Genomic DNA, 26,078 nt, shown 5'->3' on the forward strand with positions numbered 1-26,078 from the left:
CTGGAGTGAAAGGGACCGTAATTGACGGACCTTGAGGAGTCGCGGGCGAGGGCCCGGAACGCCGTGGAGGGCGGCACCGGCCCGTACGCCGGCCCGGTGATCCGACGGTGGGGGACCCTGGCGCTGTGCGCGGCCGCGCTGATGCCGGTGACGGCCGGATGCGTACCGCAGGAACCGGGTCCGGCGGACGGTTTCGCACTCCGCTACGAGAAACCGGCGGCCGCCGACCGGGCCGCGTACCGCTTCCTGCGGAACCGGGCCGTCGCCGACTTCGTGCTCGCCGACCTCAACGGCTACCTCGTCCTCCCGTACGGGGTCACCGTCGTCGCCCGCTCCTGCTCCGGCGAGGGCACCGGCTACGCCCCCTCCGAACACCGCATCGAGCTCTGCTACGAAGACCTGGCCGAGGAACGCGCGCTGTTCGAGCAGTCGGGCTCCCACACCTCCGACGAGCAACTCGCCGAGGTCGTACGGGAGACGCTCCACCACGAGGCCGGCCACGCCCTCGTGGACGCGCTGGACCTCCCGGACGAGGGGGCCCGCGCCGAGGAGGACGCCGCCGACGACTTCGCCCGGCTGATGCTGCTGCGCGGCCACCCGGAGGGCGAGGAGACCCTCCTGACCGCCGCCCGCGCCTACGACCTCGCGGCGGCCGCCGACCCCGCGCCGGACCCGGAGGTCCCGATGGACCTCGAGGGCCTTGAGGTCGCCGAGGACGAACACGCCCCGCCCGCCGCCCGCGCGGAGGCCCACCGCTGCGCCGTCCACGCCGCGGCCCCCACCCGCCACCCGTCCCTCGCCACCCCGTCCCGCGCGACCTGCGCAGCCACCTGGACCAAGACCCGCGAGGCCTGGCTGAAGGACCTGGAACCCCTGCTCAGGGCGTAACCCGACCGCCCGTTCGCGAGTTGTAGCGAATGTCGCAACAGCTCTCGATGGGGAAGAGCGCCATGAACCACATACCGGTCGCCTCGTACGCCAGGACATCGCAGGACACGCCTCAACGCGACGCACGCGGCGTGCGCCACCAGCACCGCATCAACGAACGCACGGCCCGCGAGCACGGCTGCGTCGTCGTCGCCACGTACACGGACAACGCGCGTAACGCGACCAAGGACGACCGGGAGCGGCCCGGCTTCGACCACCTCCTCGCCGACCTCCACCGGGGCCATGCTTTCGCCGCCGGCCCGCTGCGAGGCGTCGTCACCGTCGCGGACGACCGCCTCTACCGCAGGCCGGAGGACTTCATCCGCTTCATGGCGGCGCTCACCTCGGCACCGGGCCGGGTGTACGTCGACCGCGACGGCCTGCGGGATCCGTACACCAAGGCCGGCCTCCTGCAAGGCGCGGAGTGCCTCCAGGGGGCCCTGGCCGAGGGGGAGACGCGCAGCCGCCGGGTCCGGGACTGGCACTGGTCGCGCGCGATGGACGGACTGCCGCACAGTGGGCCGAGGCCGTTCGGGTGGCAGGAGGACCGGCAGACCCTGCACCCGGTGGAGGCGGAACTCGTCCGCAAGGCGATCGAGGATCGCATCGGCGGCCGTTCCATGGGGCAGGTGGCGCGAGAGTGGGCTGCGCTGGGCGCCACGGGAACGCGCGGCGGCCGCCCGAACCCGCAGACGGTCACGCAGATCATCACGGCGCCGAGAGTGTGCGGCTTTCGCGCCAACCGGGGGGAGCTGCTGATCGATCCGGGCACGGAGCGGCCGCTGGTCGGTGCCTGGCAAGCCATCGTCACACCTGAGCAGTGGACTGCTGTCTGTGCGACGTTCTCGGCCGGGAGTCTCTACATGCACCGGGGCCCGCTCAGTCCGCGATTGACCGATCGCAAGGCCGGTCCGAAGTATCTCGTCAGCGGATTCCTGCGCTGTGGGTTGGAGCTGGTGGGTGGTGGCAGGTGCGATCAGCTCATGGGGGGAGGCAAGAGCGCCAGCCGGAAGAGCCCGTACAACTACATCTGCGCCTCGGGCCGCGGCTGTGGGCGGTGTGCCATCAGTGGGCCCCTCGTGGAGGAGGCCATCGAGAGGCTGCTCTTTCCCGTAGGCGTGCAGGGCCGGGTCCGGCTGCCGGAGCCGGTACGGCTGCGATGGCAGTCAGGCGAGATGGGGTTCGAGGAGAAGCGGAAGGTGATCGCCTCGGTCTTCACCCACTTCGTGATCAAACCTGGAAGGAAGGGCTGTGGCACCTGGGACCACTCCCGCGTGGTTCCGGTATGGAAGTGGGCTGATCGCATCGGAGCCGCCGAACCGGCGGCCTGATGGCCCTGTCATGAGCCGCACATCGGGCGGTGCGGCAGGATGGGGCCATGCCGAACCGCCTCGCGAACGAGACCTCGCCGTACCTGCTCCAGCACGCCGACAATCCCGTCGAGTGGTGGCCGTGGTCGCCCGAGGCCTTTGCCGAGGCGCGGGAGCGGGGTGTGCCGGTGCATCTCAGCGTCGGCTATTCGAGCTGCCACTGGTGTCATGTTTTCGAAGCTGAAAGTTTTACTGATGAACTAACGGCCGCGTACATGAACGAGCACTTCGTCAACATCAAGGTGGACCGCGAGGAGCGCCCCGACGTCGACGCCGTCTACATGGAGGCCGTGCAGGCCGCCACCGGGCAGGGCGGGTGGCCCATGACCGTCTTCCTCACCCCGGGCGCCGAGCCGTTCTACTTCGGGACCTACTTCCCGCCCGAGCCCCGGCACGGGATGCCCTCCTTCACGCAGGTCCTCGAAGGCGTGCGAACCGCCTGGGTCGGGCGGCCCGAGGAGGTCACCGAGGTCGCGCAGCGGATCGTGCGGGACCTGGCCGGGCGGGAGTTGGACTACGGGAAGGCCGGCACCCCCGGGCCCGAGGAGCTCGCGCAGGCGCTGCTCGGGCTGACGCGGGAGTACGACGCCGTGCGCGGCGGATTCGGCGGCGCGCCGAAGTTCCCGCCGTCCATGGTGCTGGAGTTCCTGCTGCGCCACCACGCCCGCACGGGGGCCGAGGGTGCGCTGCAGATGGCCGCCGATACGTGCGAGGCCATGGCCCGGGGTGGCATTTACGACCAGCTCGGCGGCGGGTTCGCGCGGTACTCCGTGGACCGGGAGTGGGTCGTACCGCACTTCGAGAAGATGCTCTACGACAACGCGCTGCTCTGCCGGGTCTACGCGCACCTGTGGCGGGCCACCGGGTCGGACCTCGCGCGCCGGGTCGCGCTGGAGACCGCCGACTTCATGGTCCGGGAACTGCGCACCGACCAGGGCGGGTTCGCCTCCGCGCTGGACGCCGACAGTGAGGATCCGGTCAGCGGCGGGCACGTGGAGGGGGCGTACTACGCCTGGACCGCCGCCCAGCTGCGGGAGGTGCTGGGGGATGCGGACGGTGAACTCGCCGCCGCCTACTTCGGGGTGACCGAGGAGGGGACCTTCGAGCACGGCAAGTCCGTACTGCAGCTGCCGCAGGACGGGCCCGTGGTGGAGGCGGCCAGGCTGGCCGGCATCAAGGAGCGGCTGCTGGCCGAGCGGGGCGGGCGGCCCGCGCCCGGCCGTGACGACAAGATCGTCGCCGCCTGGAACGGGCTGGCGATCGCCGCGCTCGCCGAGTGCGGGGCGTACTTCGAGCGGCCGGACCTGGTGGAGCGGGCGACCGAGGCCGCCGATCTGCTGGTGCGCGTGCACATGGACGGCAGGGCGCGGCTCGCCCGGACCAGCAAGGACGGTCACGTCGGCCCGAACGCGGGGGTGTTGGAGGACTACGGCGACGTCGCGGAGGGCTTCCTCGCGCTGGCGTCCGTGACGGGCGAGGGCGTCTGGCTGGAGTTCGCCGGGTTCCTGGCCGATCTGGTCCTGGACCAGTTCACCGCCGAGGACGGGTCGTTGTACGACACGGCGCACGACGCGGAGCGGCTCATCCGCCGGCCGCAGGACCCGACCGACACGGCCGCCCCGTCCGGGTGGACGGCCGCCGCGGGCGCGCTGCTGTCGTACGCCGCGCACACCGGGTCGGAGGCCCACCGGACGGCGGCCGAGCGGGCACTCGGGGTGGTGCACGCGCTCGGTCCGCGCGTGCCGCGTTTCATCGGGCACGGGCTGTCGGTCGCCGAGGCGCTGCTGGACGGGCCGCGCGAGGTGGCGGTCGTCGGGCATCCGGAGGACCCGTTGCTCGCGGTGCTGCACCGGACGGCGTTGCTGGGAACGGCTCCTGGTGCGGTGGTGGCGGCGGGTCTGCCGCGTGCGGCGGACGGCAGCGGCGGTGAGTTCCCCCTTCTTGCCGAGCGCACACTCGTACGCGACCGTCCTACGGCGTATGTCTGTCGACATTTCGTCTGCGCGCGGCCTACGACGGATCCGGTCGAGCTGGCGGAGCAGTTGGGCACGGTTCGCCCCTGAACCGGTCGGAGTACCGTCAATTCCGGTTGTCGCACACCAGTTCAGAAACGCGCTATCTACCTGCGCTGCGGCTGAATGTCATGTTCACTGCCTAATCTCGTGTCGTTGGCGAGTCACTGTTTCGGCAGTCACCGGGATGGCGCACTGGGGGGTGCGCGCAAGGGGGGAAGCGGGGGCAGCGGGCCGGGGGGCCCGCTGTGCGCTCCCGGGGGGTTTGCTGATCGCCGCCGGGGGGGCGGCGGGTCTGTGGGGGGCATTTTGTACACATCTGTGTTCATTGTTGTCATTTCGCTGGCGCTCTTCTGGATGGCCGCATTCACGCTCTGGTGGCAGATGCACGCGTGGCGGACCCCCGAGGTACTCGCCTCGACCCGCTTCGACCGTCCCGACGGGGAGGGCCGCCTGGCCTTCTCCCTGCTGCTGCCCGCCCGCCACGAGCAGGCGGTCCTGGAACACACCATCGACCGGCTCCTGGAGTCGAGCCACACCGACTACGAGATCATCGTGATCGTCGGGCACGACGACCCCGAGACCGCCGCCGTCGCCGAACGGGCCGCCGCCCGCGAGCCGGCCCGCGTCCGGGTCGTCGTCGACCACCACGAGACGAAGAACAAGCCGAAGGCCCTCAACACCGCCCTGCCGTCCTGCCGCGGTGACATCGTCGGAGTCTTCGACGCCGAGGACCAGGTGCACCCCGAGCTCCTCGCCCACGTCGACCACGCCTTCCGCTCCACCGGCGCCGACGTGGTCCAGGGCGGGGTCCAGCTCATCAACTTCCACTCCAGCTGGTACAGCCTGCGCAACTGCCTGGAGTACTTCTTCTGGTTCCGCTCCCGGCTGCACCTGCACGCCGAGAAGGGCTTCATCCCGCTCGGCGGCAACACCGTCTTCGTCCGCACCGAGGTGCTGCGCGAGGCCGGCGGCTGGGACCAGAACTGCCTCGCCGAGGACTGCGACCTCGGGGTGCGGCTTTCCTCGGTCGGCAAGAAGGTGGTCGTCGCGTACGACTGCGACATGGTGACCCGCGAGGAGACGCCCGGCTCGCTGATCAGCCTGCTCAAGCAGCGCACCCGCTGGAACCAGGGATTCCTCCAGGTGTACCGCAAGAAGGACTGGCAGCAGCTGCCGGGGCGAGGCCAGCGCTGGCTCGCCCGCTACACGCTGATGACGCCCTTCATGCAGGCCGCGTCCGGTGTGATCATCCCGCTCAACTTCGCCGTCGCGGTCTTCCTCGACGTACCGGTCGGCATCGCGATCATCACCTTCCTCCCCATGATCACGGCGATGGTGACCTTCGTCTTCGAGATCGTCGGCCTGCACGACTTCGGCCGGCAGTACGGCCTGCGCGTCCGCTTCGTGCACTACCTCAAGCTCGTCGTCGGCGGCCCGTTCTACCAGGTGATGCTCGCGGGCGCCGCGATCCGCGCCGTCTGGCGCGAGCAGCGCGGCCGCAACGAGTGGGAACTGACGAGCCACACCGGCGCCCACCTGACGGCCGTGACCTCCGCGACGGCCGTGACCTCCGCGACGGCCGCGACCGCAGTGAGCGCCATCCCCTCCGCCGCCGCCTCCGCCTCCACCGCGATCCGAGAGGACAGCCGCCAGTGACCGCCACCCTGCCCACGGCCACTGATCCCAAGCCGGAGACCCTCACCGTCCCCGCCCAGCGCAGCCCCGTCGGGGGACTCGGCGTCCGCCCCGCCGCTCCCGTCCGGCCGCTCGTGCGGTTCCGCTCCTCCCGCCCCGACCTGCTGCTGTGCGGGGCGCTGCTGCTCGTGATCCTGCTCGTCCAGGGCTGGAACATCACCGGCTTCCCGACGCTGAGCGACGACGAGGGCACCTACCTCGCCCAGGCGTGGGCCGTCCAGCAGGGCGACGGCCTCGCCCACTACACGTACTGGTACGACCATCCGCCGCTCGGCTGGATCCAGGTCGCGGGCCTGACGTACCTGCCGTCCCTCTTCGTGCCCGACTGGATGACCGTCGCGCCGATGCGGTTCTCGATGCTCGCCGTCTCCGCCGTCAGCTCCGTGCTGATGTACGTCCTCGCCCGTCGGCTGTGGCTGCCGCGCTGGGCGGCCGGGCTCGCGATGGCGCTCTTCGGGCTGTCCCCGCTCGCCGTCGTCCTCCAGCGCGAGATCTTCCTCGACAACCTCGCCGTGATGTGGATGCTGCTGGCCTTCTGCCTCGCCGCGTCACCGAGCCGGCACCTGTGGCACCACTTCGGGTCCGGGCTTGCGGCCGCCACCGCCGTCCTGACCAAGGAGACGATGCTGGTGGTGCTCCCGGCGCTGCTGGTGACGATGTGGCGGCACAGCCACCGCGACACCCGCAAGTTCGCCGTCACCGGAGCCGTCACCGCCTGCGCGCTGATCGGGCTCTCGTACCCGCTGTACGCCCTCCTCAACAGCGAACTGCTGCCCGGCTCCGGACACGTCTCGCTCATCGACGGCATCACCTACCAGATGAGCCGCCCCGGCTCCGGCTTCATCCTCGACGCCGGGACGGGCTCGAACGGCGTGCTGCGGTCCTGGCTGTACTACGACACGGTCCTGCCCCTCGGCGGGCTGGCCGGCGCCGTCCTGCTGCTGGCCACCTACCGCTGGTCGGTCACCGCCCGCGCGCTCGCCGGCCCCGCGCTCGCCGCCGTCATCCTCGCCGTCGTCGCGATGCGGCCCTCCGGCTACCTCCCGGCTATGTACGTGATCCAGGCGCTGCCGTTCCTCGCCCTCGTCCTGGCCGGGGGCGCGGCGAGCATCACGCACGCCGTGCTGCGCCGCCGCCGCGGCCCGGGGGAGCGCAGGGTGCAGGTGTGGGCGCGCTGGGCGGTGCTCGGCGTGCTCGCCGCGTCCTCCGCGGTGTACGTGCTGCCGCGCTGGTACGACGGCAACCGCACGGCGCTCACCGTCGACGCGAACGCCCCGTACCGGCAGGCCGCGGCCTGGCTCGGCAGCGAGGTCGAGGATCCGGCGCGGACCCGGGTGCTGCTCGACGATGCGCTCTGGCTGGACGCCGTGCACCACGGCTTCGAGCCGGGTCCGGGCGCCATCTGGTTCTACAAGGCCGACCTCGACCCCGCCGTCACCAAGACCCTGCCGCGCGGCTGGCAGGACATCGACTACGTGGTCTCCTCGCCCACGGTGCGCCGCGACGCGGTGGACCTGCCCACCGTGAAGGCCGCGCTGGAGCATTCGAGCGTGGTGGCCGTGTTCGGGTCGGGCGAGGACCGCATCGAGATACGCCGGACCGACCGGACCGACCGGACCGACAGCGCCGCCGGGACCGACCGCGCCGACCGCACGAGTGGGAGCTGAGTCACCATGAGCGAGGACCTGTGGTCCCTCCATGCCCCGATCGATGCGGAGCTCGCCGCTCCGCAGGCCCTGGCCGGCAGCGTCACCCTCATCATCCCCACCTTCAACGAGACCGGGAACGTGGCCGAGTTGCTGCGCCGGCTCGGTGACGCGCTCCCCGACCACCTCCCCTGCGCGGTGCTGTTCGTGGACGACTCCACGGACGACACCCCCGCCGCCATCGAGAAGGCCGCCGCCGACCAGCCCTTCCCGGTGTCGGTCCTGCACCGGGAGGTGGCCGAGGGCGGTCTCGGCGGCGCCGTCGTCGAAGGGGTGAAGCGGGCGGACACCGACTGGATCGTCGTCATGGACGCCGATCTCCAGCACCCGCCCCACCTGGTGCCCGAACTCGTCGGCGAGGGCGAGCGCACCAACGCCGACCTCGTGGTCGCCTCCCGCTACATCAGCGGCGGCAGCCGGGCCGGCCTCGCCGGGAGCTACCGCATCGCCGTCTCCCGCGGCGCGACCTGGCTGGCCAAGGGGCTCTTCCCGCGGGCGCTGCGCGGGATCAGCGACCCGATGAGCGGCTTCTTCGCGATGCGCCGCTCGGCCGTCACCGCGGACGCACTGAAGCCGCTCGGCTACAAGATCCTGCTGGAGCTGGCGGTGCGCTGCCGCCCGGGCAAGGTCGCCGAGGTGCCCTTCGTCTTCCAGGACCGCTTCTCGGGGGAGTCCAAGTCGACCGCGCGCGAGGGCATGCGCTTCCTCGCCCACCTCGCCTCGCTGCGCTCCGCGGCCCCGCTGGCCCGCATGATCGGTTTCGGGCTGATCGGGCTCTCCGGTTTCGTGCCGAACCTGGGCGCGCTGTGGCTGCTCACGCACGCCGGGATGCACTACCTCCCCGCCGAGATCGTCGCCAACCAGGCGGGGGTCCTGTGGAACTTCCTCCTCATCGAGACCCTGCTCTTCCGTGACCGCCGCCGGCACCGCCACTGGGCTGACCGGGTCGGGCGTTTCGCCCTGCTGGCCAATGCCGATCTGCTGCTGCGCATCCCGTTGATCGCGGTGCTCGTCGCGAGGTTCGGGATGGAGGTGCTGCCCGCCACCGCTCTCGCGCTGGTCACCACCTTCGTGCTGCGCTTCGCGGCCACCGAGGCCCTCGTCTATCTGCCGCGCGGGTCGCGCAGGTCGCGCGGCCCCCGCACGCCGGACCCGTCACGCACCCCGGGCGCTTCGCTCAAGGCGGGCCGCCACTCCAGGAGTTGAGCCGCACAGAAGGGATCCTTTCCATGCGTCTGACGATCCGGCGGAGGGCCGGGCGGAGGGCCGGGCGGAGGGCCGGGCGGAGGGCCGGGCGGAGGGCCGGGCGGCGGGCCGCCCTGCTCGCCGTCGGGGCGATGACCGCGGGCCTGCTGCTCACCGCACCGCAGCAGGCCACGGCCGGTCCGCCCAATCTGCTCTCCAATCCCGGTTTCGAGACCGCCGGAGCCGCCGGCTCCGACATGCCGTCCTGCTGGTCCAAGTCCGGCTGGGGCGACAACGACTTCACCTTCGCCACCGTCGCCGACGCGCACAGCGGCACCAAGGCGATGAAGGTGTCGCTGACCCGCCGCGTGGACGGCGACCGCAAGGCCCTGGTCACCGAGAACACCACCTGCGCCCCGACCGTCACGCCGGGCAGGCAGTACGACCTGTCCGCCTGGTACAAGTCGGACACCCCGGACGTGTCGGTGACCGTGTTCCGCCGCGACACGACGGCGGGCTGGCAGTACTGGACCGACCTGCAGAATCCGCCCGTCAGCGCCGCCTGGGCGCGTACGGAGGTCCGTACGCCGGCCGTCCCGCCGAACACCGACAAGATCGCGTGGGGCCTGTCGGTCTACGGGGTGGGCACGCTCACCTCCGACGACTACGCGCTGGAGGAGGTGGGCGCGGTGCCGCCGCAGCCGACCTGCTCGGGTACGGCGGAGGAGTGCGCCAAGGGCAAGTGGGAGGTGATCCCGGCCAAGAACCCGGTGCGCTCGATGCACGCCGTCGTGCTGAATGGGGGCACCTCCCAGACGGAGTCTGGGGGAGGCAAGGTGCTGCTGATCGCGGGCTCGGGCAACGACATCGCCCAGTTCAACGCGGGCACCTTCACCTCGGCCGTCTACGACCCGGCGAACGGCACCTTCAAGACGGTCCCGACGCCGGTGGACATGTTCTGCGCGGGCCACGTACAGCTGGCGGACGGCCGGGTGCTGGTGATGAGCGGCAACAAGGGGTACCCGTCCGCCGACGGCAAGATCGGCTACCAGGGGCTGAAGGACAGCTACGTCTTCGACCCGGCGACCGAGGCCTACACGAAGACGAACGACATGAACGGCGGGCACTGGTACCCGTCGGCGACGATCCTCGGCAACGGCGACGTGATCTCCTTCGGCGGGCTGAAGGAGGACTCGACGGGCAACGTGACCGCCGAGAAGTTCTCGGCGGCGCAGAACAAGTGGCTGCCGATGAACGAGGTCAACCAGACCTGGTCGTACTGGGGCCTGTACCCGTCGATGATCCTCATGCAGGACGGGCGGCTCTTCTACTCGGGCAGCCACACCTTCGGCAACGGCACCCCGGGCACCGGCGCCTCGGTCTACGACTACGGCGCCAACACCATCACCGACGTGCCGGGCCTGCGGAACAAGGACCAGCGCGACGAGTCGGCGAGCGTGCTGCTGCCCCCGGCGCAGGACCAGCGGGTCCTGACCATCGGCGGCGGCAACAACGAGACCAACCCGGCCGCGAACCGGATCACCGACATCATCGACCTGAAGAAGCCGAGTCCCGCCTACACGGCCGGCCCGGACCTCCCGCAGGGACTGGTCGACACGGGCGCGGGCAAGCGGCCGCAGACCGGGGCCGAGGGCAAGATGTACGTGTCGGCGGTGCTGCTGCCGGACGGCAAGGTGCTGGAGACCGGCGGCGGCCTGCACGACCGGGCCGACCCGGTCTTCGAGGCCTCCTTCTTCGACCCGACGACCAACACCTATCAGCCGGGCCTGGCCACCGACCCGATCCCGCGGACCTACCACTCGGCGTCCTTCCTGATGCCGGACGGCCGGGTCATGTCGGTCGGCGACAACCCGGGCAACGGCACCTACAACCACAACGTGTCGATCTACACCCCGCCCTACCTCTTCAAGGGCGCCCGCCCGCAGATCACCTCGGTGATCGACACGCAGTGGGTGTACGGGGACACGCAGCGGATCACCGTCAACCGGCCGATCGCCAAGGCGGAGCTGATCCGTCCGGCGGCGGTCACCCACTCCTCGGACCCGAACCAGCGGTTCGTGGACCTGCCGATGACCGTCGACGGCAACAACATCGACCTCAACGTCACCAGCAACCCCAACCTGGCGCCGCCCGGCTGGTACATGCTCTTCGCGGTCGACGCGAACGGTGTCCCGTCGATCGCGACCTGGGTGCACCTGGGCGGTGCGCCCGCGCTGGCCGCAACCCAGGAGCAGCCGTCGGCGCACGAGCACACCTTCGCGAACAAGCTGGGGCCCGCGAAGGAGAACCCCGCCAAGCGGGACTCCGCCCCGGTCACGCCCGGTGTGGCCGGCTGCGACCGGCACTACGGCACGGTCAACGTGTGCGTGCCGGCCCGCTTCCCGGCCGAGGTGAAGGAGACGGCCCAGGCCCGCTGTGACTGGCTGGCCTCCCACCGGTACCCGAAGCGGCTGAAGGTCAACGGCAGCGACCCGCTGCGCCTCGACCCCGACCGTGACGGTTACGCCTGCTGAACAACGAGGAGGGGCCCGGCCGCGTCTCGCGCGCGGCCGGGCCCCTTCGTGGACAGGGCAATCCGCAGACGCGAAAGGTGTCAGGAATTGCGCAACATGCTCCTCATGCGTGACTCACGCCCGGTGTCGGCCACGGAACCGTAGTCTCCACGGGCCGACCGTAGTCGACGCCGTCGACACCCCACCCGTAAAGCTCGCGGATCTGCTCCATGAACCAGTCCGCCCCGGCCCGCGCACGCTCCAGTCCGGCTTCCGGATCCGCCCACAGCTCCCGAACCCGGTCCTGGACCTGTCCGTCGAGTTCCCATCCGTCCAGCCGGATCCGGCCCTGCTCGTCGAGGACCAGCGGCACCGCCCCGGTCAGTTGATCCCACAGCTCCCCGGCCTGTTCGACCGTCGTGCGGAACCCGTCCCCGAGGACAGTCCGCAGGAACGCCGTGTAGAGGGCGATCGACGGGATCGCGCTCGACGCCTGCGTGACGGCCGCACCGGCTACCGCGGTGTACGCCCGGCCGCCATCCCCAAGTACGGCGGCCAGATCTGCGGCGGTCTGTTCCAGGTTCTCCTTCGCGCCGCCGATGGTGCCCTGCCGGTAGATCGGCGCTGTCAGATCCGAGCCGATGTACGTCAACGCCACCGTCGTGAACCCGTCCGCAAGCAGGCCCCGCCCGGCCAGGGCCTCCACCCACAGCCGCCAGTCGGCCCCGCCCATCACCTGCTCCGTCGCATGCCGCTCCTCGTCGTCGGCCGGCTCCAGGTAGACCCTGCCGACCTTCGGGACGTCACCCGAGAAGTCCAGCGCCGGCGCCTCGTATGGCTCGCCCAGCGGCTTGATCACCGAGTGGTAGACCGTGCCGGTCTCCGGGTCGGTCCGGCGCGGAGCCGCGAGGCTGTAGATCAGGTGGTCGACCTTGCCGAACCGCTCCTCCACCAGGGCCAGCACTTCGTGCTTGCCCGCTTTCGAGAACGCGTCCGTGTTGACGAACACGAAGTCGTGGCCGGCGCCCTGGGCGAGGCTGTCGGCGGCCGCGGTTCGGTACCAGCCCGCGGTGGCCGTCCGTCGCTCGGTCTCCGCGCCCTCGAAGGCGACGCCCACACCCCGGATGCCATGTCGGCGCAGCCCGGTCAGCAGCGTGGCCAGCCCGTACCCGGCGCTGTGCCCGAGGAGCAGCACCACTGGACCGCTGCCGTCGGTGCGGCACGGGATCTGCTCCCACATCCGGCGCACGGTCTCAGCGGATCCGGCCGGGTGGGAGTTGACGATCAGGAAGCCGCGCTGCTTCGGGTCGATCTGGCGAACGTTCACAGGGTGTCCATTCCGCTCGGTACGAGCCGGGCGAGGAGCGCACGCAGGCCAGCGACCGTCCGCAGGCGGCCGGTCTCCTCGTCCGGGATGACGACGGTCAGGCGCTGTTCCAGATCGGTCACCAGCTCGGCCAGGGCCAGGCTGTCGATACCGAGGTCCTGCTCCAGATGTCCGTCTTCGGGGATCGTATCCACGCCCCTGTCAGCAGCCCGTGCCAGCGCGGCACGGAGAACCTGCTCGGTCGTTGTCACCTTCGGCATTGACGCAGTTCCTTCCTCAGTGGGGGACTGGTGTGGTGGACCGCAGGCGCGACATCAGCGCGTCCTGCCCGATGACCGGCAGCGACTCCATGGCCGGAATGCCATTGACCTCGCGGTATTTGTCGCTCAGCAGCGCGCACGAGGAGCAGAACCCGCCGCACGTCGTCCTGGTGGTGAACTCCTGGGGAACCGCGCCGTGCAGGCCCTTGAGGCCGCCGCCGTCCGCGATCGTCCGCAGATAGGCGTCGTCGTTCGCGCGGGTCAGGATCGTGCGCATCCCGTCGGTGAAGACGTTCCCGAAGCCGAGCGACTCGGGGACGTCGAAGGACGCGCACGCGTACACGCGGCCGTCTTGCTTCACCAGGCCCGACGGCAGGATGTACGTGCCCACCGTCGGCGCGAAGCAGTCGAAGCAGCGGTCCATCCACCGCTTCACCGTTGTCTGGCCGGGCCGGGTCACTTTCTGCTGCTCTGGCAGCCGGTCGTTCTCCAGGTAGACGCGCATCGTGGAGTGCACCCGGTCGTGCGGGAAGTCCCCGTACTCCTTCTCGTACGCCTCCATCAGTTCGTACACCTTGTGCTCGCGGCTGTCCGGGGCGGCCAGCGAGGACACGGCGAGGTTCAGTTCTCGGTTGCTGTAGCGGGTGACCGCGTAGTGGAGGATCCGGGCGACCCAGTCCAGGGGCATCGTCTGCTCGCCGACGGACACCATGATCAGCGGCACGAACAGCCGGTTGTCGAAGAACCCGGCCTTCTCCAGCTGGTCGAAGGTCCGCTCGCAGCGGCGCTCACGGCCCCACACACCGTTGGTTGTCAGCTTCGAGATGTCGATCCCCGCCCGCTCAGAGCCTTGATCAGCGGCATCAACGCGTGGATGGCCACGAAGGGCTCCCCGCCCGTCACAGCGGTCGACGGCAGACCGATCGCATCGAACTCGTCGACCAGGTGGGCCCGCTGATCCGGTGTCATCGTGGCCCCGTAGGCGAGCGGCAGCGCGCCCATCCCGCACGACGGACAGGTGTCGTTGCACTTGCTGGTGATCTCCACCTCCATGCGCAGCGGCCGGTACCGCATCCCGTCCAGACCCGCCGCGGTGAACCGGCGCTCGATCATGTTGAAGATGTCCGCGTGTTTCGCTGCGTACTTCCCCAGGAACGGCTGCACCTCGCCCTGGCCGGCGATGAACGTGTACTGGCCCTCCTTGATCACCGTCCGCTCCCCTCGTACCGAATGGGCGAGACCTGACGCTCGACGACGGCGGCACCTTCTCGGTACCAGGCGCCGCAGATCCCGTCCTCGTGGGTGCCGTAGAAGTTGTGCAGGCTGGTGTAGAAACCGAGCCCGGCGAGATGTTCGCGGCTGACCGGCGTCTTGTGAGTCGGGTCCATAGCCAGGACGTCCACCACGGCCGGGTTGGGGGTGGTGATCACCACGCCCATCTGGGCGCTGTCCATCAGCACGGCCAGCAGCCGGTCCGGGTCGTCGAGGTGCTCGATCACCTCCAGGCAGGCCAGCCAGTCGAACCGCATCGGAGGTTGCCACGTCTCCAGGTCGACGTCGCCGGTCCACCGGTCCACGGCCGCGTAGCGGCCGCGCCACCCGTGTTCGGTGCGCAGGCACACGTCCAGCTCGGTGTGGCCGGCGCCGATGTCGGCGACGCTGTGGCGGTCGTTCAGGCCACCGGTCGCCATCCTGTCCGAGGCGACCTGGTAGCGGGCGGCCCGCTCCCGGTAGGGCCGTCGGACGAACCGTTCGACGGGGGTCGGTCCTGGGGGCAGGCTGTGCTGTGCAGACATCATCGTCTCCTGTCCAACGGATGGGATGCTCATTGGCTGCCCGGCCCGGTCAGGGCGAGGGCCGTGTACTCGCCCGCAGGATCCAGGTCCCAGCGTGCGGTGTGCGCCCAGCCCTGCCGCAGGTCCTCGACGACCGCGTTCGGGTAGCCGCGGATCATGCCGGGCTGTTGCCTCTCCCACACCTGCACCACCAGGTACAGCGTTCCGGTGTGCGGCTTGAGCCAGCGCCGGAAGTCCCCCATCGCGATGTGCCGGTCCAGGTACGGCAGCGTCAGTCGGCACGCGACCACGTCGAGGCTGCCCGGCACGAGCTCGCGTGGCGGCGTCTCGGTCACGAAGTCGTGGACCTTGAACTCCAGCCGCTTGTGGTCGAACAGGTTGGAGGCGCCCGCGACCGCGACCGGCGACCAGTCGTACCCGGTGGTCCACAGTCCCATCTGCGCCATCGCGGCCGTAAGGAACCCCCAGCCGCAGCCGATGTCGACCGCACGCCGCCCGTGCCCGGAGAGGACGTGCCGGCGGAACTGCCCGATCTCAAAGGAAGTCAGCGACAGGTTCTCGTGCATGACCGGCTGGCTGAAGAAACGATCCCAGTCCGCCCTCATCCGTAGCGCCTGCTCGGCGTCGGCCGGAACGCGGATTGTGTCTGCGAGGTCGTTCACCGCTCGCCTCCTGCCGCGAGCCGGTGCTCGCCGACGCCCCGCGGGCGCGGTACGTACAGCGCCCTGGCCGGCAGCCGTCGAGCCGCCCACTCCCTCGGGGGTATCCGTACCGGCAGGCTGACCATCTCGGCCGCTCTGGTGTGCTCCTCGCTCATCCGTCCCCTCGCTCCATCGCGTACACCAACGCCCCCATCAGCGCGGACACGGACAGCACGATCAGTGCCTGCGGCAGCCACAGCCGCCATCCCCACCCACGCCTGTCCACCCACCGCTCCCGCAGAGACCACGCCCATAAGCCGCTCACCGGCCGTCTCCGGTAGCGACGCCAGCGCCAGGAACCAGCCCCTCACGCACACCACCTCAGGAACCGCTCGTACTCGGCCAGGCACTGAGCGGCTACGAGGTGGCGTAGATACCGGCGGCGTACCTGCCGATGGAGCCGACGAGCATCGCCAGGTACAGAGAGTCGGCGAACCGCCCGAACCGGCGCAGGCCCATCGGCCTAAGCCGTGCACTACCTCGCCCCCGGCTCGACAACCGCCGGACGAAGGGCACGCGCCGACACCGTTCGCCGTCCCGCACACCGCACGCACTCGCACAGCGGGTACCGACCCGGATCGGAGAGGATCGCTACCGGGTCACCCTCACGCACCACGGATTCCTGCGCCCACGTCCGCCCCGAATCTTTCGAAACCCGAAGTGTCATGAGTACGCGCGGTTCGTTGTCGCCCAGGCCCCGGATCACAGCGCCCTCCAGGACGAGGACGTCACCAGATCGCCGTTCTCAACCATGCCGCTTGCCTCTCTCTCGGGGCCGCCGGGGCCCGGATTGGTGCGGTGAGCCGTGCATGAAGAGGATCGCCCCGGAGCCAAGCTCAGCCGATGACCGGCGGGTATTACCTAGGCGGTAATACGCTTTCTGGTTAGGCGATTTGAGGATCTGCCCGGCTACGCTCCCGACGAAGGCTGTGCCATGATGACCCGTCCCGGCCCCACCCAAGGCCCTCTGCTGTCCGCCGACCTGCTTGCGCGCGATGACCTCCGCCTGGCACTCGTAGAGCACGACTTCGCGGCCGCGTTTCGGCTGGTCAAGAAGTACGGCGGTTTGTCTCAGAACCGGATCGCATCAGCCTGCCAACTGACCCCAGGCAAGGTCTCAACGATCACGTCCGGCAGTCAGAAGGTCACGTCGTTCGAAGTGATCGCGCGCATTGCGGACGGATTGGGCATCCCCGGCCATCTCGTCGGCTTGGCAGCACGCTCATGGGAGGGACACAGCCCCGCAGGGCCGGAGAGTGCTTACGACGCCCCGCCGGCCGATGACGTGCCCTGGCACCCGGAGGTGACGACAGCCCTTGCCGCACAACTCACCGGAACCGATCTCGCCATGGACAGACGCACCGCCGCTCGACTCATCACCGCAGCCGCGTTGACCGGGACGACGCTGCTCGACCCTCTCGAAGGCTGGTTGGCTGAACCGGCCCGAGGGGACGAACGCCGCCGACCGGGCCGACTCGGCACGCACGATGTTGCCCAGCTTGAACAGACCGCAGTCGCGTTCCGTCGTTGGGACCATCAGTTCGGCGGGGGCCTTCGTGCCAAGGCTGTCTTGGGTCAACTCAACGACACCGCCACCGCACTTGGAGACCGCCAGTCGCCCGAGGTCGAGCGGGGGCTCTACCGGGTGATGGCCCAGCTGTCAGGAACCGCCGCCACCATGGCTTGGGACTCAGGTCGTCAGCGGCGCGCACAGGACTACTACCGGCTGGCACTCCGTGCGGCGCACGCGGGCGACGACATCCCATTCGGTGCGAACGTGCTGGCCGGGATGGCCCGCCAGATGCTCTGCACCGACCGTCCCACGGACGCCCTCGAACTGGTTCGGCTTGCGCAGGACGGTAGTCGCGGACTGAGCGGCCCACGTGTGCGGGCCATGCTGCACACCCGGGAAGCATGGGCGTACGCGGCGATGGGACGAGTAGCGGCATTCCGACGTGCGACCGGCCAGGCCGAGGAGGAACTGGCGTCAGCCGGGCCGCAGGAGGAGGAGCCGCATTGGATCGGCTACTTCGACCATGCCGAACTCTCTGGAGTAACCGGCGGCCGGTTGCTCGACCTGGCCCGCGCCGATCCACGCAGCCACTCGGAATCCGCCTCCGAGCACATCCGGACCGCGCTGGACGCGCGCGGCACCGAGGCCGGCCGATCCCACGCACTCGACCGGATCGGACTGGCGGAGACCCGGTTTATCGCGGGCGACCTCACCGGCGCCGTGGAGGAGACCCGACGGGCAGTCGAAGCCGCATCGCTCACCCGGTCCAGCCGGGTCCGAACACAGCTGGGAGCGCTGTACCAGTACACCGTTGGTCGCTCGGAGAGCAGGGCCGTCCGGGAGGCCCGCGATAGCATCCGCGAGCTACTGGCGAACTGACCCGAAGGGGGACGGCATGACCGTAATCGCGGTGACCGGCCACATGGACCTCACCGAGGAGAGCGTGCCGCTGGTCCGTGAAGCGCTGGTGACGCTGCTCGGTCCGTACGTCGAAGAGGGGCTGACCGGGGTTTCCTGCATCGCGAAGGGAGCGGACGCCCTGTTCGCCGACGCGGTTCTGTCTCTCGGCGGTCAGCTGATCGTCGTCGTGCCGTCCCAGGACTACCGGGAGGCCAAGGTGAAGTCCGACTACGTGGCCGAGTTCGACCGCCTCCGCCAGGCCGCCGCCGAAGTGGCCGTGATGCCGTACGTCGAGGCGAACCGGGAAGCGTACGAGGCCGCAAACAGCGAACTCCTCCGCCGGGCGGACAAGCTCGTCGCCGTATGGGACGGTCGGCCGGGCAACGGACGGGGCGGGACCGCCGACACAGTAGCGGAGGCCCGCGGGAACGGACTGCCGGTTGAGGTCGTCTGGCCTGAGGGCACCTCCCGGAAGGGCTAAGACGTAGAAGGCCCCGGTTCCAAGTTGCGGAACCGGGGGCTGTGTGCTGAAGAACGATCTATCGTCAGAGCATCAGGCCCCAGTCAGAAGCGACCAGGACCCGGCCGCACGCTTACGCCGCGGCGCTACGGCCAGCCCGGCCTTCCCCGTACTCAGTGCGAGTAGGCGGCGAGCGAGATGCCGACGTAGTGGGCGACGAAGGCGGCCAGGGTCAGCGAGTGGAAGACCTCGTGGAAGCCGAAGAAGCGGGGGGAGGGGTTGGGCCGCTTCATGCCGTAGATGACCCCGCCCGCGCTGTAGAGGAGGCCGCCGACGATCACCAGGACCAGGACGGCGATGCCGCCGGTGCGCATGAAGTCGGGCAGGAAGAAGACCGCCGCCCAGCCCATGGCGATGTAGCAGGGGGTGTAGAGCCAGCGCGGGGCGCCGACCCAGAAGACGCGGAAGGCGATGCCGGCGGCGGCGGCGATCCACACCGCCCACAGCAGGGTCCGCCCGGTGGAGGGCGGGAGCAGCAGGACGGTCAGCGGTGTGTAGGTACCCGCGATGATCAGGAAGATGTTGGCGTGGTCGAGCCGGCGCAGGATGGCCTCGCCGCGCGGCCCCCAGGTGCCCCGGTGGTAGACGGCGCTCACGCCGAAGAGCAGGCAGGCCGTGAGGATGTAGACCCCGCAGGCCACCCGTGCCCGGGTCGAGTCGGTGAAGGCCATGAGCACCAGGCCGGCGACGACCACGGCGGGGAACATCCCGAGGTGCAGCCAGCCGCGCAGCAGCGGCTTCTCCTCCAGGGCGGTCTCGGCCGCCTCCAGGGCCTCGACTACCGGTGTGGCCTCGGCGGCCGGGACGGCGGCGGGGTCAGAAGTCATGGGCGCCATGCTACCTACGGGTCCGTAGGTTTCCGTCAGTCGCCTTTACGGAAGATTGACGGACGTGGCAATGCTCACGTGAGAGGCCCTCTGGACATATGCGCACATCCACCGGATGATCAGATGAGTGCGGTCGGCACCGGATGAGCGGAGCGCGAAGCGTCCGGGTCGCAGCCCCCACGGGGCAAACACCAAACACACCCCTCAACAAGGAGCAATCGTGGCGCGCGACAACGCGGCTCCCACCATCCCGACGACTCACCAGGAGCTGATCTCCTGGGTGGACGAGATCGCAGCCCTCACTCAGCCGGACCGCGTCGTCTGGTGCGACGGCTCCGAGGGCGAGTACGAGCGCCTGTGCGAGGAGCTCGTCGCCAAGGGAACGTTCAAGAAGCTCGACGAGACGAAGCGCCCGAACTCGTACTACGCCGCCTCCGACCCCTCCGACGTCGCGCGCGTCGAGGACCGGACCTTCATCTGCTCCGAGAAGGAGGAGGACGCGGGCCCGACCAACCACTGGAAGGCTCCTTCCGAGATGAAGGAGATCTTCGCGGGGCAGGAAGGTGTCTTCCGCGGCTCGATGAAGGGCCGGACGATGTACGTCGTCCCGTTCTGCATGGGCCCCCTCGGCTCCGAGCTCTCCGCGATCGGCGTCGAGATCACCGACTCCGCCTACGTCGCCGTCGCCATGCGCACCATGACCCGCATGGGCAAGCCCGTCCTGGACGAGCTCGGCACCGACGGGTTCTTCGTCAAGGCCGTCCACACCCTCGGCGCTCCGCTCGCCGAGGGCCAGGAGGACGTGCCGTGGCCGTGCAACACCACCAAGTACATCTCGCACTTCCCGGAGAGCCGCGAGATCTGGTCCTACGGATCCGGCTACGGCGGCAACGCGCTGCTCGGCAAGAAGTGCTACGCCCTGCGCATCGCGTCCGTCATGGCCCGCGACGAGGGCTGGCTCGCCGAGCACATGCTGATCCTGAAGCTCACCCCGCCGAAGGGCGAGGGCGAGACCACGTACGTCGCCGCCGCGTTCCCGTCCGCCTGCGGCAAGACCAACCTGGCCATGCTGGAGCCCACGATCTCCGGCTGGACGGTCGAGACCATCGGCGACGACATCGCCTGGATGCGCTTCGGCGAGGACGGTCGCCTGTACGCGATCAACCCCGAGGCCGGCTTCTTCGGCGTCGCGCCCGGCACCGGCGAGCACACCAACGCCAACGCCATGAAGACCATGTACGCGAATACCGTCTTCACCAACGTCGCGCTCACCGACGACGGCGACGTGTGGTGGGAGGGCATGACCGAAGAGGCGCCGGGGCACCTCATCGACTGGAAGGGCAACGACTGGACTCCGGACTCGGAGACCCCGGCCGCCCACCCCAACGCCCGCTTCGCCGTCCCGGCCTCCCAGTGCCCGACGATCGCCCCCGAGTGGGAGGACCCCAAGGGCGTCCCGATCTCCGCGATCCTCTTCGGCGGCCGCCGCGCCTCCGCCGTGCCGCTGGTCACCGAGTCCTTCGACTGGAACCACGGCGTCTTCATCGGCTCGAACATCGCCTCCGAGAAGACCGCCGCCGCCGAGGGCAAGGTCGGCGAGCTGCGCCGCGACCCCTTCGCCATGCTGCCGTTCTGCGGCTACAACATGGGCGACTACATGGCCCACTGGGTCAAGGTGGCCGCGGACAAGGACCAGGCGAAGCTCCCGAAGATCTACTACGTGAACTGGTTCCGCAAGAACGACGCGGGCAAGTTCGTGTGGCCCGGCTTCGGCGAGAACAGCCGCGTCCTGAAGTGGATCGTCGGCCGCCTCGACGGCACCGCCGAGGGTGTCGAGACCCCCATCGGCATCCTGCCGACCAAGGACTCCCTCGACCTCGACGGCCTGGACCTCCCGGCCGCGGACCTCGACTTCCTCCTCACGGTCGACAAGGAGGTCTGGCGCGAGGAGGCCGCCCTGGTCCCCGAGCACCTGAACACCTACGGCGACCACACGCCGAAGGAGCTGTGGGACCAGTACCACGCGCTCGTCGAGCGCCTGGGCTGAGAGCCCGAGCCCGGTAGCACCGGGCCAATGAACGTGGGAGCCCCCGACCAAGCGGCGCCCACCGCTGTGGGAGCCCCCGACCAAGCGGTTCCCACCGCTGCACCGGCCTGTCTTCAGGAGCGTCCGCGCTCCTCCAGATAGGCCGTGTGCGTCTGCTGACGGCGGGCCTCTGCTTCGCGGAGGTCCGCCGTCACGCTTTCCGCCTCCTCGAACAGCAGGTCCAGCTGCCGCTCCAGGTGGCGCTCCGGGGACTCCCCGCCCGGCGTCAGGCGGTTCCACCAGCGGGTCCGGTTGTACGTGTCCACGCACTCGGGCACGTCCCGCCGGATCGCCCGGGACAGCGCGTGCACCGCCTCCGGCTCGGTGACCAGGACCTCGGCCACCCACCCCGGCTCTAGCAGCGCCCCGTACAGCTCCAGCAGGCCGGCCCGTCGGCTCCCGGCCGCCGCCGGCAGCTCCACCTCGCCCAGGTACTCCCGCAGCCGCGCGAAGTCCGCGCGCAGCGCGTCGTAAGCCTCGCTCGGATCGAACGGAGGCGGCGCCACCCGCTCCGGCGGGGCGATCAGCGCGCCCGCGCCGTACAGCCCCGCCACCACCACCGGCCAGTACGCGCCGGCCACCCCGGCGAGGGTGAGGCCGAGGCCCGCCACGCCACAGGCGGAGCCGGTCAGGTTCTTCCTCGACTCCAGGTAGCCGAGCACCCGGCCGGTCACACCGCCGCCCCTGCTGCCGCCCCTATTGGTAGCCACGGATCTCCTCGAAGGCTCCGGCCAGCGAACCTCCCCCGGCTACCGCTGGGGGGACCCCCACGCCGGTGGCGTCGAAGAGCCGCCCGCCGGTCAGTTCGGTGATGTGGGTGAGCTCCTTGCGGTCCGAGTCCCCGAACAGCACCGCGAAGACCGGCGTCTGCTTCTGCGCCTCGGGCAGGGCCGCGTAGAAGGAGTCGAAGTGCCTGGCCCCGACGCCCTCGGTGTTCTCCCCGTCCGTCATCAGCACGATCGAGGTGAACGCGTCCCCGCCGCCCTTGCCGAGGTGCTGGTAGGCCGCCTCCAGGCTGCCGTAGACCGCCGTGCCCCCGTCCGGCTCCAGCGACTTCACGTCGCCGCGGATCGCGTCCAGGGCCGGCCCCGGATTGCCGGGCTCGACGACGTGCGTGCGCACCTTCTTCACCTTGGACCCGAAGGGCAGCAACGTCACCTCCTCACGGTCCCGGAACCGCTGCCCCGTGCCCGAACTCCCGCTGCCCGTCAGATCGGTGAGCGCCGACTTCAGCCGCCCGATGCGGTCCTCCTCGCTCATCGAACCCGAGGTGTCCAGCACGTACACCGTCCGCGAGGGCCGGCGCAGCTCGTTCTCGTACGAGGCCAGCAGCCCGTCCGCGACCGAACGCGAGCCCGGGAAGGGCAGCTCGTGCCGCTTCTCCGGGTCCAGCCCGGCGGCCGGCGTCACCCCGGCCGCTACCGGCCGGCGGAAGGTCTGCTCGGTGATCGCCTTCTGCGCCTCGGGGCCGCGCAGGTAGTCCGTCAGCGCCCGCCCCGCATCGCGGGCCCCTTCCGGGGCGGAGGTCAGCAGGGTCAGCGGGTAGTGCGCCGTGACCACGCCGTCGCGCGGCCGGATCACCGTCAGCGGCGCCTTCACGTCCTTCGCGTCCCTGTTCATGGACAGCAGCACCGACTCGTAGTTCACCAGCGCGTCCACGTCAGCGCGCTTGCCGTACGCGGTCGCCAGCCAGCCGGAGGAACCCGAAGTCAGCTTCTGCCCGGCGAAGAACTCCTTGAGCTTGGGCCGGGCCGTCTTCACGTCGGCCTCGCTCAGCGCCGCCTGCGCGCCCGACAGCCCCGACGCCACCGAGACCAGGGCGGAGAAACCGGAGTTGGAGCGCACCGGGTCCGTCATCCCGTACGTCAGCTTCCCGCCGGCCACCGCCTCGTGCACCGCGGACCAGGTCACCTCGCCGGGCTTCCAGCCCAGCCGGGCCAGCGCCTGCGGCTTCACGCCGATGGCCACCGGCGAGGACATCACCGGGGTCTCGCTGGACAGCTTCCCGGCGGCCTCGGGCCGCAGCCGCAGGTAGTCGTTGGAGGACAGCCAGATCGCGTCGTACTTCCCGTCGGCCTTGCCCGAGGCGATCTGCTCGACCGCGTCGAGGGTCCCGGACGCGGTCAGGTCGACCGTGACCCCGGTGGCCGCCTTCGCGGCCTTCAGCACGGGCTCCATGTCGGAGAGCTCACTGGACGCCAGCACCCGCAGGTGGCCCTCCCTGTACTTCGACTCCGCAGGCTCGGCCGGGCCCTCGGAGGTGCAGGCCGTCGCCGTGGCGAGCGTGGCGAGTGCGATCAGCGCACCGATCCAGCCCCGCCTCACCGGGCACCGCCTTCGAGCGCACCGGCGGTGCGGGTCCGGGCCAGGTACGCCGAGGCGGTCTGCAGCTCCCCGGCGAGGGACTCCACGGTCGCGGCCATGTTGTCCGTGGCCTGCACCCTGAAGGTGTCGATCGCGTCGAGCGTCTTGTAGATCTGGGCGAAGGCCGTCCGCAGCGTCTCCGCCCCCACCGCCGGATCGGCCGCGATCCGCTGGATCTCGCCGCTCTGCGTGGACAGCATCTCCGCATTGCCCCGGATCAGGTCCTCGGTGGTCCCCTTCAGGGCGTTGACCTGCTCGATCACCGTGCGCTGGTTGTCGAGGGCCGCGGCCAGCATGACCGCGATCCGCAGCGCCGAGACGGTGGTGGTGGCCGCCCGGTCCACGCCCTTGACCAGCTCGTCGTTGTTGCGCCGGACCACGTCCATCGCCAGGTAGCCCTGCGCGCAGACGGCCAGCTGCGTCAGCAGGTCCTGGTGCTTCTGCCGGACCGGGAAGAGAACGTCCGCGCGCAGCGCGTCGGCCGCCTGTGGGTCGGTGTGCTCCGCCTCGGCGATCCGCTGCTCGACGGCCCCGTCCAGGGCCTCGGTGAGGACGGCGTACTCCTGGAGCTTGCCCATGGTCTCCCACAGGCGGGCCCGCTCGGTGTGCAGGGCCGCGTTGTCGCGGCGCAGCTCGTCCTGGCCGCTGCGCAGCGAGCCCACGATCTTGTTGAGGGTGGCCTGCGAGGAGGCGTACTTCGCCACGTGGTCGCGGAACCTGTTGCCGCCCGGCAGTTTCGCCAGCAGCTTGCCGAGCCCCTTGCCGGGAGTGTCCCGCGGGTCGAGGTCCTCGACGGTGCGGCGCAGTTCGACGAGGGAGCCCGAGACGCGGGCCTGGGCGTCGCCGCCGCCGTCCGCGCCGAGGGAGCGTACGGTCCGCTCCAGCATCCGGTTGGACTGCTGGGAGGCGCTGCGCATGTCGGCCGCGCCGAGCCCGGCGATCTCGCCGATGCGGTGCGCGAACTCGGGGGAGCGGGTGTCGATCCCGGCGAGCGAGCCGACGTACTCGCCGGCCCGGCGGGCCATCTCGTCGCGTACGCCGTCCTGCAGTGGGACCAGCCCGGCGGCCTGCTCGCGGCGGACGGGCGGGACCGGCTCGGGCGCGCTGAGGACGAACGTGCCGTCCTCGGGAGGTGTCAGTGTCATGGTGTGGGCCCCTCACTCTTGGCGCGCTGGGCGAGCGCCATGAGGATCTTGACGGTGGGTGTGCCGACCTGGCGGATCCCGGTCAGCCCAGGGTTGAGGTAGCCGGCGTGCGGTGCGGTCGCGGCGGTGAACTCGGGCACGCCGTCCTGGGGGCGGAACCCGCGTTGGACGGCCAGCTCGCGCAGCCTCGGATCGGTGGCGAGGAGGGTGCCCAGCTCCTTCGCCTGCCCGGTGAGCGGGACGAAGGTGTGCGCCGTGTTGACGGTGGTGTCCGGGTAGAGCACGACCATGTCGCCGGGGTCCTGGTGCTGGAGCAGCAGGGAGGCCACCTGGGACTCGTACACCAGGATCAGCGGTTCGCCGCTGCCGCTGATGAAGGCCCGGAACGGGTCGTCGGTGCTCTGTTCGAGGGCGCCCTGGACGGAGATCAGCTTGCGCATCAGCGGTGCGGTGCGTTCGATCCCGGCGTCGTCGGCGACCACGCTGTTGGCGTTCGCGACGTTGGAGGTTGCCGCGAGGAAGAGGGCGCCGGAGTTGGAGGAGGCCGGGTCGGTGGTCTTGATGAACAGCGTGCCGGTCAGCTCGGTGTGGGCGGAGGAACCGGGCAGTTGCTGCCACGTGCGGTCCTCGGCGGCGGCCTTGAGGAAGGGGCCCATGAGCAGGGTCCCGAGGTTCTTGCCGGTCATCTTGGCGAGGCCGTTGCCGGCCAGCACCTTGGCGGCGTTGGCGCGGGCGATGACCACGAGCGGGGAGTAGAAGGGCTTGGTCTCCTGGGCGCCCTTGAGCCCGGCGGCGGCCGCGACCTCCTTGGCGGGTTCACTGCTGCTGGGGAAGGCGAAGTCGAACTCCTTGAGGGCGAGTTGGTCCATCGCCCAGGAGCCCGAGGTCTCCGTCTTCACGGTGTAGCCCTTGTCTGCAAGGGCCTTGACGACGTCGGGGTCGCGGAAGAATTCGGACTTCTCCGAGCCGATGACGCCACGCACGGTCTTCGTTGCCGTGGTTTCTGGGTGATCCTGCCCCTGGAAGGCGACGACGTAGAGCACGCCGCCGATCAGGAGGAGGCCCAGGACGATTCCTAGGATGCGTCTCACGGGTGCAGCGTGCTCGCGGAAACCCACATTCCGCGATGAGTTGAATGAACGTCAGGTGTCCAGGCGGTCCCACTTCGAAATGCTGTGTGAGCCCGTGGGTGCTGGTGGGCGGGGTGGTGGCCCGGGAGGATCGGGGC

General features: G+C 70.3%; 22 protein-coding genes. 10 read left to right on the plus strand and 12 right to left on the minus strand.

The window, feature by feature from the left end; all coding sequences use genetic code 11:
- Positions 1 to 21 precede the first annotated feature (21 nt).
- The 7 genes from OG332_RS27680 (at position 22) to OG332_RS27710 (ending at position 11,432) form a co-directional block, all read left to right on the plus strand.
- Positions 22 to 888, plus strand: a complete 867-nt coding sequence (locus OG332_RS27680) for a DUF4344 domain-containing metallopeptidase (protein WP_327415991.1) — start codon at positions 22 to 24, stop codon at positions 886 to 888.
- Positions 889 to 950: 62 nt separating this feature from the next.
- Positions 951 to 2,258 carry a recombinase family protein gene (locus tag OG332_RS27685; RefSeq protein WP_327415992.1) on the plus strand — a complete coding sequence of 436 codons (1,308 nt, stop codon included), beginning with the start codon at positions 951 to 953 and terminating at the stop codon, positions 2,256 to 2,258.
- Positions 2,259 to 2,305: 47 nt separating this feature from the next.
- A complete protein-coding gene (locus OG332_RS27690; RefSeq protein WP_327415993.1) occupies positions 2,306 to 4,360 on the plus strand; it encodes a thioredoxin domain-containing protein in 2,055 nt (684 codons plus the stop codon).
- Between the two features lie 258 nt (positions 4,361 to 4,618).
- Positions 4,619 to 5,968, plus strand: a complete 1,350-nt coding sequence (locus OG332_RS27695) for a glycosyltransferase (RefSeq protein WP_327415994.1) — start codon at positions 4,619 to 4,621, stop codon at positions 5,966 to 5,968.
- Complete coding sequence (locus OG332_RS27700; RefSeq protein ID WP_327415995.1) at positions 5,965 to 7,674, plus strand: phospholipid carrier-dependent glycosyltransferase; 1,710 nt, start codon at positions 5,965 to 5,967, stop codon at positions 7,672 to 7,674. The genes OG332_RS27695 and OG332_RS27700 overlap by 4 nt, the downstream gene beginning before the upstream one ends.
- Before the next feature lie 6 nt (positions 7,675 to 7,680).
- The gene (locus OG332_RS27705; RefSeq protein WP_327415996.1) at positions 7,681 to 8,919 is read left to right on the plus strand and encodes a glycosyltransferase family 2 protein; all 1,239 of its coding nucleotides are present in this window, start codon (positions 7,681 to 7,683) and stop codon (positions 8,917 to 8,919) included.
- A 131-nt stretch (positions 8,920 to 9,050) separates the two neighbouring features.
- On the plus strand, positions 9,051 to 11,432 hold the full coding sequence (locus OG332_RS27710; RefSeq protein WP_327419390.1) for a galactose oxidase-like domain-containing protein: 2,382 nt from the start codon (positions 9,051 to 9,053) through the stop codon (positions 11,430 to 11,432).
- 103 nt (positions 11,433 to 11,535) lie between these two features.
- Here OG332_RS27710 and OG332_RS27715 read toward each other — a convergent pair whose 3' ends face one another.
- The 7 genes from OG332_RS27715 to OG332_RS27745 are packed head-to-tail and all read right to left on the minus strand — an operon-like array spanning position 11,536 to position 15,611.
- Complete coding sequence (locus tag OG332_RS27715) at positions 11,536 to 12,738, minus strand: enoyl-[acyl-carrier-protein] reductase FabV (protein ID WP_327415997.1); 1,203 nt, start codon at positions 12,736 to 12,738, stop codon at positions 11,536 to 11,538.
- Positions 12,735 to 12,998: an acyl carrier protein gene (locus OG332_RS27720; protein WP_327415998.1), complete on the minus strand. Its 264-nt coding sequence runs from the start codon at positions 12,996 to 12,998 to the stop codon at positions 12,735 to 12,737. The genes OG332_RS27715 and OG332_RS27720 overlap by 4 nt, the downstream gene beginning before the upstream one ends.
- Positions 12,999 to 13,014: 16 nt before the next feature.
- The gene (locus OG332_RS27725) at positions 13,015 to 13,800 is read right to left on the minus strand and encodes an SPASM domain-containing protein (protein ID WP_327415999.1); all 786 of its coding nucleotides are present in this window, start codon (positions 13,798 to 13,800) and stop codon (positions 13,015 to 13,017) included.
- Between the two features lie 11 nt (positions 13,801 to 13,811).
- The gene (locus OG332_RS27730) at positions 13,812 to 14,207 is read right to left on the minus strand and encodes a hypothetical protein (RefSeq protein ID WP_327416000.1); all 396 of its coding nucleotides are present in this window, start codon (positions 14,205 to 14,207) and stop codon (positions 13,812 to 13,814) included.
- Positions 14,204 to 14,794, minus strand: coding sequence for a hypothetical protein (locus OG332_RS27735; RefSeq protein WP_327416001.1), 591 nt, complete (start codon positions 14,792 to 14,794; stop codon positions 14,204 to 14,206). Before OG332_RS27735 ends, OG332_RS27730 begins: the two co-directional genes overlap by 4 nt.
- Before the next feature lie 29 nt (positions 14,795 to 14,823).
- Positions 14,824 to 15,456 carry a class I SAM-dependent methyltransferase gene (locus tag OG332_RS27740; protein WP_327416002.1) on the minus strand — a complete coding sequence of 211 codons (633 nt, stop codon included), beginning with the start codon at positions 15,454 to 15,456 and terminating at the stop codon, positions 14,824 to 14,826.
- Positions 15,453 to 15,611, minus strand: a complete 159-nt coding sequence (locus OG332_RS27745) for a hypothetical protein (protein WP_327416003.1) — start codon at positions 15,609 to 15,611, stop codon at positions 15,453 to 15,455. The genes OG332_RS27740 and OG332_RS27745 overlap by 4 nt, the downstream gene beginning before the upstream one ends.
- An 818-nt stretch (positions 15,612 to 16,429) precedes the next feature.
- On the opposite strand from OG332_RS27745, the gene OG332_RS27750 reads away from it, so the two are divergent.
- Positions 16,430 to 17,887 carry a helix-turn-helix domain-containing protein gene (locus OG332_RS27750; protein WP_327416004.1) on the plus strand — a complete coding sequence of 486 codons (1,458 nt, stop codon included), beginning with the start codon at positions 16,430 to 16,432 and terminating at the stop codon, positions 17,885 to 17,887.
- A gap of 16 nt (positions 17,888 to 17,903) precedes the next feature.
- Positions 17,904 to 18,389, plus strand: a complete 486-nt coding sequence (locus tag OG332_RS27755; protein WP_327416005.1) for a hypothetical protein — start codon at positions 17,904 to 17,906, stop codon at positions 18,387 to 18,389.
- 152 nt (positions 18,390 to 18,541) lie between these two features.
- Here the strand turns inward: OG332_RS27755 and trhA are convergent, their stop codons facing one another.
- Positions 18,542 to 19,255: a PAQR family membrane homeostasis protein TrhA gene (gene trhA, locus OG332_RS27760; RefSeq protein ID WP_327416006.1), complete on the minus strand. Its 714-nt coding sequence runs from the start codon at positions 19,253 to 19,255 to the stop codon at positions 18,542 to 18,544.
- A 220-nt stretch (positions 19,256 to 19,475) separates the two neighbouring features.
- Here trhA and OG332_RS27765 point away from each other — a divergent pair, with 220 nt between their 5' ends.
- Entirely contained in the window at positions 19,476 to 21,302 is a 1,827-nt protein-coding gene (locus OG332_RS27765) for a phosphoenolpyruvate carboxykinase (GTP) (RefSeq protein ID WP_327416007.1), read from the plus strand.
- Positions 21,303 to 21,415: 113 nt separating this feature from the next.
- On the opposite strand, the gene OG332_RS27770 is transcribed toward OG332_RS27765, so the two are convergent.
- The 4 genes from OG332_RS27770 to OG332_RS27785 are packed head-to-tail and all read right to left on the minus strand — an operon-like array spanning position 21,416 to position 25,941.
- Positions 21,416 to 22,051 (minus strand): hypothetical protein, encoded by a 636-nt coding sequence (locus tag OG332_RS27770; protein WP_327416008.1) that lies wholly within the window; start codon positions 22,049 to 22,051, stop codon positions 21,416 to 21,418.
- Entirely contained in the window at positions 22,038 to 23,666 is a 1,629-nt protein-coding gene (locus OG332_RS27775) for a substrate-binding and vWA domain-containing protein (RefSeq protein ID WP_327416009.1), read from the minus strand. Before OG332_RS27775 ends, OG332_RS27770 begins: the two co-directional genes overlap by 14 nt.
- The gene (locus OG332_RS27780; RefSeq protein ID WP_327416010.1) at positions 23,663 to 24,850 is read right to left on the minus strand and encodes a toxic anion resistance protein; all 1,188 of its coding nucleotides are present in this window, start codon (positions 24,848 to 24,850) and stop codon (positions 23,663 to 23,665) included. Before OG332_RS27780 ends, OG332_RS27775 begins: the two co-directional genes overlap by 4 nt.
- Positions 24,847 to 25,941: a substrate-binding domain-containing protein gene (locus OG332_RS27785; protein ID WP_327416011.1), complete on the minus strand. Its 1,095-nt coding sequence runs from the start codon at positions 25,939 to 25,941 to the stop codon at positions 24,847 to 24,849. Before OG332_RS27785 ends, OG332_RS27780 begins: the two co-directional genes overlap by 4 nt.
- Between the last annotated feature and the right edge of the window lie 137 nt (positions 25,942 to 26,078).

The sequence above is a fragment of the Streptomyces sp. NBC_01233 genome, from assembly GCF_035989305.1.
Classification (GTDB): Bacteria; Actinomycetota; Actinomycetes; order Streptomycetales; family Streptomycetaceae; genus Streptomyces.

Coding starts and splice junctions, on each gene's coding strand:
- OG332_RS27685 (WP_327415992.1), top strand. CDS start 951: ATGAACCACATACCGGTCGCCTCGTACGCCAGGACATCGCAGGACACG.
- OG332_RS27690 (WP_327415993.1), top strand. CDS start 2,306: ATGCCGAACCGCCTCGCGAACGAGACCTCGCCGTACCTGCTCCAGCAC.
- OG332_RS27705 (WP_327415996.1), top strand. CDS start 7,681: ATGAGCGAGGACCTGTGGTCCCTCCATGCCCCGATCGATGCGGAGCTC.
- OG332_RS27710 (WP_327419390.1), top strand. CDS start 9,051: ATGACCGCGGGCCTGCTGCTCACCGCACCGCAGCAGGCCACGGCCGGT.
- OG332_RS27720 (WP_327415998.1), bottom strand. CDS start 12,998: ATGCCGAAGGTGACAACGACCGAGCAGGTTCTCCGTGCCGCGCTGGCA.
- OG332_RS27735 (WP_327416001.1), bottom strand. CDS start 14,794: ATGTCTGCACAGCACAGCCTGCCCCCAGGACCGACCCCCGTCGAACGG.
- OG332_RS27745 (WP_327416003.1), bottom strand. CDS start 15,611: ATGAGCGAGGAGCACACCAGAGCGGCCGAGATGGTCAGCCTGCCGGTA.
- OG332_RS27750 (WP_327416004.1), top strand. CDS start 16,430: ATGATGACCCGTCCCGGCCCCACCCAAGGCCCTCTGCTGTCCGCCGAC.
- OG332_RS27755 (WP_327416005.1), top strand. CDS start 17,904: ATGACCGTAATCGCGGTGACCGGCCACATGGACCTCACCGAGGAGAGC.
- trhA (WP_327416006.1), bottom strand. CDS start 19,255: ATGACTTCTGACCCCGCCGCCGTCCCGGCCGCCGAGGCCACACCGGTA.
- OG332_RS27780 (WP_327416010.1), bottom strand. CDS start 24,850: ATGACACTGACACCTCCCGAGGACGGCACGTTCGTCCTCAGCGCGCCC.